The organism is Sphaerochaeta sp. (genome assembly GCF_050256055.1).
In the GTDB taxonomy this organism is placed as follows: Bacteria; Spirochaetota; Spirochaetia; order Sphaerochaetales; family Sphaerochaetaceae; genus Sphaerochaeta.
In genome coordinates, this window is the sequence record NZ_JBFWIJ010000024.1 from 40,957 (window position 1) to 47,660 (window position 6,704).

General features: G+C 53.1%; 6 protein-coding genes and 1 tRNA gene. All 7 read right to left on the minus strand.

Annotation, left to right across the window (positions count from 1 at the left end; translation table 11 throughout):
- Position 1 precedes the first annotated feature (1 nt).
- Entirely contained in the window at positions 2-718 is a 717-nt protein-coding gene (locus AB7C91_RS10210; RefSeq protein ID WP_332448336.1) for a purine-nucleoside phosphorylase, read from the minus strand.
- Entirely contained in the window at positions 718-1,629 is a 912-nt protein-coding gene (locus AB7C91_RS10215; RefSeq protein WP_332448335.1) for an ABC transporter permease, read from the minus strand. The genes AB7C91_RS10210 and AB7C91_RS10215 overlap by 1 nt, the downstream gene beginning before the upstream one ends.
- Positions 1,626-2,726: an ABC transporter permease gene (locus AB7C91_RS10220; RefSeq protein WP_332448334.1), complete on the minus strand. Its 1,101-nt coding sequence runs from the start codon at positions 2,724-2,726 to the stop codon at positions 1,626-1,628. The genes AB7C91_RS10215 and AB7C91_RS10220 overlap by 4 nt, the downstream gene beginning before the upstream one ends.
- Positions 2,723-4,252 carry an ABC transporter ATP-binding protein gene (locus AB7C91_RS10225; RefSeq protein WP_332448333.1) on the minus strand — a complete coding sequence of 510 codons (1,530 nt, stop codon included), beginning with the start codon at positions 4,250-4,252 and terminating at the stop codon, positions 2,723-2,725. The genes AB7C91_RS10220 and AB7C91_RS10225 overlap by 4 nt, the downstream gene beginning before the upstream one ends.
- 95 nt (positions 4,253-4,347) lie before the next feature.
- Entirely contained in the window at positions 4,348-5,454 is a 1,107-nt protein-coding gene (locus AB7C91_RS10230) for a BMP family ABC transporter substrate-binding protein (protein ID WP_332448332.1), read from the minus strand.
- An 85-nt stretch (positions 5,455-5,539) separates the two neighbouring features.
- Positions 5,540-6,349, minus strand: coding sequence for a Cof-type HAD-IIB family hydrolase (locus AB7C91_RS10235; RefSeq protein ID WP_428591163.1), 810 nt, complete (start codon positions 6,347-6,349; stop codon positions 5,540-5,542).
- Between the two features lie 73 nt (positions 6,350-6,422).
- Positions 6,423-6,495 (minus strand) — tRNA-Pro (locus AB7C91_RS10240).
- Positions 6,496-6,704 lie beyond the last annotated feature (209 nt).

Below are 6,704 nucleotides of genomic sequence, written 5' to 3' on the forward strand. Positions count from 1 at the left end.
ATCAGACCTCAACGGCGACAGCGAGTGCCAGCTCGATCATTGGATATAAGCCCAGCATCCGCATTTCAGAACCAAACCCTTCCCCGCTGACACAACTGTCGGTCATGGTCAGGATCGAAAGCGCCTTTCTGCCGGTCCATGCGGAGGTGCTGTACAGCGCATAGGTTTCCATATCCTGGGCCAATGCGCCCATTCTCGCCCATGCTTTCCAGCTATCCGGGCCCAAGGCGTTGTACGAGGAGAACAGGTCGCTGGAAAACACCATCCCCGCATGGGTGGTGATTCCCCTCTTCCGGCTTATTTCCACCGCCTTGAACAGGAGATTGCTGTCTGCACAAGGACTGAGCGTTCCGTACAGATTGTATTGGTGAGCCCAGGCGGAATCGGTGCTGGCGGTCATAGCCAAAACCAGATCACCCACTGCAATTTGAGGTTGCAGGCCTCCGCACGTTCCGATTCGGATGATTGCCTGTACATCATATTCGGTGAACAACTCATAACTGTAGATTCCGATCGAAGCCCCTCCCATGCCGGTGGCCAACACGGAAACCGGTTTGCCCTGGAAGGTTCCGGTATAGCCGAGAATGTTCCGCACATCGGTAACCAAGCGGGCATCGGTAAGGAAATGTTCGGCAACCAGTTTGGCTCGGATTGGATCGCCTGGAGCAAGCACTACAGGGGCGATCTCCCCCTTGGCTGCCCGATTATGGGGCGTCATCAGCTCGCCCCCTTCTCATACGGTTTTCCGGCTGCACTCGGTGCATAGTTCTTACCGCTGAACAACACCAATGCAGCCAAGGTGACCACATAGGGCAGGATGTTGAATACTTCAGTGGGAAGCACCCGAAGAGCGGGAATATTGTTGGCGATGATGGCGAAAGCCTGGGCAGTACCGAACAGGAAGGCAGCCCCGGTCACCCCCAGCGGCCTCCAGCGGCCGAAGGAAACGGCGGCAAGGGCGATGAATCCCCGGCCGTTTATGGTATTGGAAGTGTATTGGATGGTCTGGGTCAGGACGACGCATCCTCCGGCAAGGCCTGCAAGCACCCCGCTGGCAATAACGGCGAAATACCGTATCTTCTTCACACTGATACCTACACTCTCGGCAGCTCCGGGATGTTCCCCGCACGCCCGAAGATGCATGCCGAAGGGAAGCTTGTAGAGAATGAACCAAGAGAGGATCACCACGGCGATAGCGATATAGGCGGTAGGATAGATGCCCAGTGCATCAGTCTGCATGCCCATCCGAAACTCCTTGGTTCGGTCGGCGCTGAATAGAATCTGGCTGGCGAAAATGGTCACCCCGTTGGCCAACAGGTTGATGCCGGTTCCACTGATGGTTTGGTCGGCATTGAGGTTGATCGAAGCCACCGCGTGGACCAAGGAGAACAAACCGCCTGCCACAAACCCCATCAACAATGCCAAGAAGAGGGAAAGGGTGTGGTTCACCCCCGCACCTTCCATCAGCACATGCGCGGCGGCCGCCGTGCAGGCTCCGATTGCCATCAATCCTTCCAAGGCGATGTTGACCACACCGGCCTTTTCACAGATCATTCCTCCGATTGCCGTGATCAGAATCGGGGAAACTATCATCAAGACTGAAGGAAGCATTCCAAAAATCATACTCATTTGACCCCTACCTCCTTCTGCAATTGCTTCTTATCCAAGTACTCCTGATACAGCTTGAGCGCCGAGCGCAGCGCAATGAATATGACGATCAAACCTTGGATGATGAAGGTGATTTCCTTGGGAATCTGTTTGCCTTGCATCAAAGCCTGGGCATTCTTGAGCATGCCGAAGAGGAATCCTGCCAAGGTTGTCCCCAAAGCGGTGCTGTTGCCCACCAAGGCAACAGCGATGCCGTCAAAACCGTAGTTGTCCATACCAGCGAGTACACGCCCGTATTTGAAAGAACCCAAGGCCACGATGCCCCCGCCCAAACCTGCGAATGCACCGCTGATCGCCATGGAAATCGCAATTGATTTGACCACCGGTATTCCACTTGCCCGTGCAGCTTCCTTGTTGAATCCGGTTGCCCGCATGCCGTAGCCGAGACTGGTCTTTTCCATAATGAACCAATAAACCACCACAGCGATGATCATCATGAAGATACCGTTGTTCAACAACGAGTAATTGGTGATCTTCTGAAAGAAACTGTTCTCTATCAAGGCGGTTGCAGGATAGTTGGCCGTCTTGTAGGTTGTCGCCCCGGGCAGTTGGAGACAGATGATGCGTGAAAGGTATAAAGCCACATAGTTGAGCATGATCGTGGACACAACCTCGCTCACTTCATATTTGGCTTTCAGGATTCCGACAATTCCGCCCCACAATGATCCGATTACCACAGCCCCAATAATGGCGAGCATCCAGTGCATGACAGGAATCTGGGGCCCAAGCAATGCAATGCTCTGGGCGATGGTGAGTCCCATGATATACTGCCCTTCACCTCCAATATTGAACAGACCGACGCGCTTGGCGAATCCCATCGAAAGCCCGCAAAGGATGAAGGGAACCGAATAGTTGATGGTCTCGGCGATGTAGCGGACATTCATCTTTCCATTGTCGATGTTGTATCCACTCAAAGCCTGGAAAAGCGCTTTGTACATGTTCAGGGGGTTTTTCCCCACCAGGGCAACCAGGATCGTACCGACCAGAAAGCCCAAAAGAACTACCAGGACGGAGACGGCCCCATCGGATTGTATCAGTCGTTGACGGGAGAGTTTCATACGGTTTCCTCCATCCTTGATCCGGCCATCATCATCCCGATCTGCCGCTCGGTAACCTCATGTTGCTTATTCACTGCCACAATGCTCCCTTTGCTAATGGTTGCGATTCTGTCGCACAGGTTCATGATCTCATCCAGTTCAAAGGAGACCAGCAGGATCGCCCTCCCTTTCGATCGTTCATCGATGATGCGTTTTCGTATATACTCTATGGCCCCCACGTCCAATCCACGGGTAGGTTGGGCGACGATAAGTACCTTCGGAGAAAGGGAAATTTCCCGGGCGACGATTACCTTCTGCTGATTTCCTCCGGAAAGACTGCCTGCATTGGTCTTCGCCCCTTCAGCACTTCTGATATCGAATTGATCAATCAGCTTTTGGGCTTCCTGGTCCATTGCCGAGAAATCAAGGACACCAAATCGGCCTCGGTACTTGCTCTGGTAGTAATTCTTCAATGCAATATTCTCAGCAATGGAAAATTCCCCCACCACGCCGTATTTCTGCCGATCCTCAGGGATATACCCCATCCCTTCTTCAATCCGTTCACGGATGGAAAGCTGTTCAATAGGTTTCCCATCCAACAGGATGCGCCCTCCGGACAAGGGAAGCAGCCCGGTAATGGCTCCCAACAGTTCACTCTGTCCGTTGCCATCGACACCGGCGACACCGACAATCTCCCCGGCATGCACTTCCAAGGATAGGTCCTTCACCCGAAGCAACCCGGCTGAGTCGGCAACCTGCAGATGCTCAAGGCTCAAGACCACCGCCCCGCTTTTCTGCTCAGGTTTGTCGATCTCGAACTTGACGGCGCGTCCTACCATCATCTCGGCAAGATCCTGTTCGCTGACGTCCTTAACCTCAACCGTCCCTATATAAGTACCCCTTCTCAGAACGGTGCAACGGTCGGCGACTTCCTTGATCTCCTTCAATTTGTGGGTGATCAGAAGGATGGTCTTGCCTTCGGAACGCAATTTCTTCAGAATTTCCATCAACTCGTCGATTTCCTGCGGCGTAAGGACCGCCGTAGGCTCGTCGAAGATGATGATATTGGCATTGCGGTACAAGGTTTTGAGAATCTCGACCCGCTGTTGCTGCCCCACCGTGATGTGTTCAATCAGGGAGTCAGGGTCGACGGCAAGCCCGTATTGCTCACTCAACGAGGCTACCCGCTTACGGGCACTGCCAAGATCAAGCAGTCTGCCCTTGGTGGGCTCCATACCGAGCACGATATTCTCAGTGACCGTATAATTCTGCACCAACTTGAAGTGTTGGTGGACCATCCCGATCCCCAACGATGTGGCGACATTCGGATTTTTGATCTCCACCTGTTTACCATCCAGATGGATGGATCCACTGTCAGCGGTATAGGACCCGAACAGAATGGACATCAACGTTGACTTGCCCGCTCCATTCTCTCCAAGCAGTGCATGGATTTCCTGTTTCTTTACCTGGAGCGTCACCTTGTCATTTGCCACAACACCGGGAAACGTCTTGGTGATCTGTCTCATTTCGATTGCATATTCACTCACCATCAGCTCCTTCCTCAAGGCTCTCTGTATGCCCACCAGCAGACATGATGGACATACAGAGAGCCGGCAGTTTCCTGCCGGCCGAACACACGAAATCAGTCATCAAGTGCGGCAAGTCCAGCGGGAGCTGCACCGGCGGCAAGCGCATCACGGTAGGTCTTGTAGATCTTGATCTTTCCGTTGATGATGTCAGCCTTGGCTGCATCGACCTGCTTCACGACGTTCTTGGAGAGCTCGGGGTTTGCAGTGGAGTAACCGACACCTTCATCGGCCATACCCATCTGTACGACGCCACCCTTGAAGGAACCATCCTGGACAGCCTTGAGGACCATCAAGGAGGAGTTCTCAACACGCTTGAGCATCGAGGTCAACACGGCACTCTTCGTACCGGTGTAGATGCCGTCTGCATACTGGTCGCTGTCAACGCCGATAGCCCAGATGTCCTTGCCCTGCATCCGATATTCCTTGGCTTGGGCGATGGTTCCGTTGCCCGTTCCGCCTGCAGCACTGAAGATGCAGTAGACGCCCATGTCATACCAGTTTTTCGCCTGGGCTTTGGCCAGTTCCGGCTTGCCCCAGTCATTGGCATAGTAGTCGTAGATGGTGGCATTGGGGTACACCGAGCGGATGCCCTGTACGTAGCCCATCTCAAACTTGGTGATGGTTGCACCGGGAACGCCACCGATGAATCCGAACTTCGGATCCTTGATTCCATCTTCCTTGGCCTGGAGAGCGGCAACCATACCGACGAGATAGGATCCCTGCTCTTCAGAATAGATGAATTCCATGACATTCGGCTTGCCCACCCAATCGACGTCAACGATGGTGTACTTCTGATCGGGATACTGCGGAGCGACTTCCCCAAGCGCATCGGCCCAGGTGAAACCGGTGACCATGATCAAGTCATAGCCTTCGTCACTGGCCTGGCGCAGATTCGGGATATACATATCCTGGGTCTGTGCGGTGACCACATCATACAACTTTCCGCGATTTGCGGGGTTTTCCACGGTGTCGCCATAGAACTGGACGATGCCTCTCCACGCTGCTGCGTTAAAGGACTTGTCATCGATGCCTGTGGCATCGGTCAACAAACGAATCGTAGGCCGCCCGTCAGCTGCCTTTGCGGTAGGTTCCTTGCCTCCTTGTGCAAACAATGTTGCACTGAGAACCAGAACAAGTACCAGAATACTGAGTTTTTTCATGGATTACCCTCCTATTTGGTAGGTCCGTACTGAGTAACTGGTATTGTACCATATTATCGGAGGGATGGAATGCAGAGTTTTTATGTTATTTGGTCAATATATGCTGTTCAATGGCCAAAGCAACCCCATCTTCATCGTTCGAAGCAGTTGATGCATTGGCATGTGCCTTCACTTCATCGCTCGCATTGGCCATGGCAACGGCTAGCGAAGCGACGCCGAACATCGGCACGTCGTTCAATCCATCGCCGACCACCATCAAATCTGAAGGTGTTCTTCCCAACAGTGCGAGCAGGACAAGCAAGCTGCTTGCCTTCTGGACTCCTTTGGCGGTTATTTCCATGAAGAAGGGATCGCTGAAGCCGAGGTCTGCTTTCTCGGCGACCATCGGCAGCAGAACGGTCCTCGCTTCAAGCAGCCTCTGCGGTTCTCCGACGATCATGACCTTCGGTTGGGGTGTGGACGTCTGTTCGATGAGGTTGTGCACCCGCCGGATGGGAATGGCATTGTTGTATGCCTCCAGGTGCACATACCGGTCGTCAGGCATTTCAGTAATGACACCCTTGTCGTCATAGCTTAGTGCGGCCAATCCATGTTGCTTGGCATACGAAAAACAAGTATGTATAGTCGGTACATCGACGGTCCGCTCCCACAATACCGACAAGTCCTTGGTGGACACCAACTGGCCTCCGTTATAGGCAAGGATGGTTGCATCATTACCCAAAAGCCCCAATGTACGGGCAACATGCTCGATGCCGAGTACCGGACGCCCACTGGCCAAAACGATATGCACCCCTCTTTTACGGGCCTCATCGATGGCATTCTTCGTGCGCAGGGTAATCTCCTTGGTGCTGGTGGTCAATGTTCCATCGAGATCAAGGGCTAATACATGGTACATGGGCTCTCCTCTCCATAAAAAAATAACCCCTCATTTCTTATTTCGAAACAAGGAGTTACCTCTATTGTTATACTCGGGCAGAGAGGATTTGAACCTCCGACCCCCTGGTCCCGAACCAGGTGCGCTAGCCCCTGCGCTACTACCCGTTTGCTTTACAGCCGTGGTCCAATATACCTATTGACCAAATGAATGTCAAGCAGAGACAAGTTGATTGCCCTCGGCTTTTCTGGTCTCCTGTAAAGAGCTTTGTCCGTTTATTTGTTTCCTGGTTTTCTTCATCAGCAAGCCTCCAGCAATGTGATGTAGCGATCAGTGAGATTGAAAGCCTTCCTAAATGCCTGCAGTGGGGTTGAAC

Coding starts and splice junctions, on each gene's coding strand:
- AB7C91_RS10230 (WP_332448332.1), bottom strand. CDS start 5,454: ATGAAAAAACTCAGTATTCTGGTACTTGTTCTGGTTCTCAGTGCAACA.
- AB7C91_RS10235 (WP_428591163.1), bottom strand. CDS start 6,349: ATGTACCATGTATTAGCCCTTGATCTCGATGGAACATTGACCACCAGC.
- AB7C91_RS10215 (WP_332448335.1), bottom strand. CDS start 1,629: ATGAGTATGATTTTTGGAATGCTTCCTTCAGTCTTGATGATAGTTTCC.
- AB7C91_RS10210 (WP_332448336.1), bottom strand. CDS start 718: ATGACGCCCCATAATCGGGCAGCCAAGGGGGAGATCGCCCCTGTAGTG.
- AB7C91_RS10220 (WP_332448334.1), bottom strand. CDS start 2,726: ATGAAACTCTCCCGTCAACGACTGATACAATCCGATGGGGCCGTCTCC.